Source organism: Streptomyces sp. CB01881, from assembly GCF_002953255.1.
Classification (GTDB): Bacteria; Actinomycetota; Actinomycetes; order Streptomycetales; family Streptomycetaceae; genus Kitasatospora.
Genome location: NZ_CP026498.1, coordinates 10,828,502 through 10,830,692 on the forward strand (window position 1 = coordinate 10,828,502; position 2,191 = coordinate 10,830,692).

The 2,191-nt window shown below is 70.7% G+C and carries 2 protein-coding genes and 1 pseudogene; all 3 read left to right on the forward strand.

Annotated elements, in window-relative coordinates; translation table 11 throughout:
* On the forward strand, window positions 1-680 hold a 680-nt coding region (locus C2142_RS41120), incomplete at its 5' end, for an FGGY-family carbohydrate kinase (protein WP_241003026.1).
* A complete protein-coding gene (locus tag C2142_RS36630) occupies window positions 677-1,345 on the forward strand; it encodes an L-ribulose-5-phosphate 4-epimerase (RefSeq protein WP_148647105.1) in 669 nt (222 codons plus the stop codon). The genes C2142_RS41120 and C2142_RS36630, both read left to right, overlap by 4 nt.
* A gap of 11 nt (window positions 1,346-1,356) precedes the next feature.
* Window positions 1,357-2,191: pseudogene (locus C2142_RS41125) on the forward strand (L-arabinose isomerase); the annotation flags it as partial.

The window sequence follows — 2,191 nt, forward strand, 5'->3', positions numbered from 1 at the left end:
GAGCGCCGTCCATCTTCGCCTGGTGGCTGCGCCAGGGGGTACCCGCCGACTACCTGGCCGAGGCCGAGGCGAACGGCGAGGACCTGCACCAGCTGCTCACCCGCAAGACGGCCGACCAACCCGTCGGTGCACACGGCCTGGTGGCGCTCGACTGGATGAACGGCAACCGCTCCACCCTGGTCGACCACCACCTGTCCGGCGTGATCGTCGGACTCACCCTCGCCACCCGCCCCGAGGAGATCTACCGCGCCCTGCTGGAGGCCACGGCCTTCGGCACCCGCGTCATCGTCGAGGCCCTGGAGCAGGGCGGCGTCCCCGTGACCGAGTTCGTCGTCACCGGGGGATTGAAGAAGAACGCCCTGCTGATGCAGATCTACGCCGATGTGCTGCGCCGCCCCGTCTCGGTCGCCGAGTCCGAGCAGGGCCCGGCCCTCGGCTCGGCCATCCACGCAGCCGTCGCCGCCGGAGCCTATCCGGACGTACGGACCGCCGCCGCCGCCATGGGCCGCGTGCAGCCGGGTGCCTACCGGCCGGATCCGGCCGACGCCGACGCCTACGACCGGCTCTTCGCCGAATACCGCGCCCTGCACGACCACTTCGGCCGCGGTGCCGACAAGCTCCTGCACCGCCTGCGCGACATCCGCAACGCCGCCCTCACCACACCGAGCGAGGCCCCGTGAACGCGACCACCGACCACATCCGCCGCCAGGTCAGCGACCTCCACCGGGAGCTCGTCCGCTACAACCTGGTCGTGTGGACCGCCGGCAACGTCTCCGCCCGCGTCCCCGGCGAGGACCTGCTGGTCATCAAGCCGAGCGGCGTCTCCTACGACGAGCTGACGCCCGGGAACATGATCGTCTGCGACCTGGACGGCAACGTCGTCGAGGGCGATCACGCGCCCTCCTCCGACACCGCCGCGCACGCCTACGTCTACCGCCACCTGCCCGAGGTGGGTGGAGTGGTCCACACCCACTCCACCTACGCCTGCGCCTGGGCGGCCCGAGGTGAGGCCGTCCCCTGCGTCCTCACCGCGATGGCCGACGAGTTCGGCGCCGAGATCCCGATCGGACCGTTCGCGCTGATCGGCGACGACTCGATCGGCCGTGGCATCGTGGACACCCTCAAGGGCCACCGCTCGCCCGCCGTCCTGATGCAGAACCACGGCGTCTTCACCATCGGCAAGGACGCCAAGGCCGCGGTCAAGGCCGCGGTGATGTGCGAGGACGTCGCCCGCACCGTCCACCTCTCCCGTCAGCTCGGCGAGCCCCTGCCGATCGCGCAGGCGGACATCGACAGCCTCAACTTCCGCTACCAGAACGTCTACGGGCAGCCCCAGGCCCGGTGAGGAGCCACCCCATGAAGAAGCCGATGGAGGGCCGCGAGGTCTGGTTCCTGACCGGCAGCCAAGGGCTCTACGGCGAGGACACGCTGCGCCAGGTCGCGGAACAGTCCCAGCGGATCGCCGAAGCCCTGAACCGGGACCTCCTCCTGCCGGTCGAGGTCGTCTGGAAGCCCGTCCTCACGGACGCCGACGCGATCCGCCGGATCTGCCTGGAGGCCAACTCGGAGGACGGCTGCATCGGCCTGATCGCCTGGATGCACACGTTCTCCCCGGCGAAGATGTGGATCGCCGGTCTGGACGCCCTGCAGAAGCCGCTGCTCCACCTGCACACCCAGGCCAATGTCGAACTGCCCTGGCAGACCATCGACATGGACTTCATGAACCTGAACCAGGCCGCCCACGGCGACCGCGAGTTCGGCTACATCCAGTCCCGCCTCGGCGTCCCGCGCAAGACCGTCGCCGGACACGTCACCGACCCGGCCGTCTCCGCCAGGGTCGCGACCTGGGCCCGCGCCGCCGCCGGCCGCGCCGAACTCCGCAGCCTCAAGCTCGCCCGCTTCGGCGACAACATGCGCGACGTCGCCGTCACCGAGGGCGACAAGGTCGAGGCCCAGCGCCGCTTCGGCGTCTCCGTCAACACCTACGGCGTCAACGACCTCGTCGCCGCCGTGGACGCGACGGACGACGGCGACGTCACCGCGCTGGTCAAGGAGTACGAGGACGGCTACCGCCTCGCCCCCGAGCTGCGGGCCGGCGGGGAGCGCCACGAGTCGCTGCGCTACGCGGCGCGGATCGAACTCGGCCTGCGCGGCTTCCTCGAACAGGGCGGTTTCAAAGCCTTCACCACCA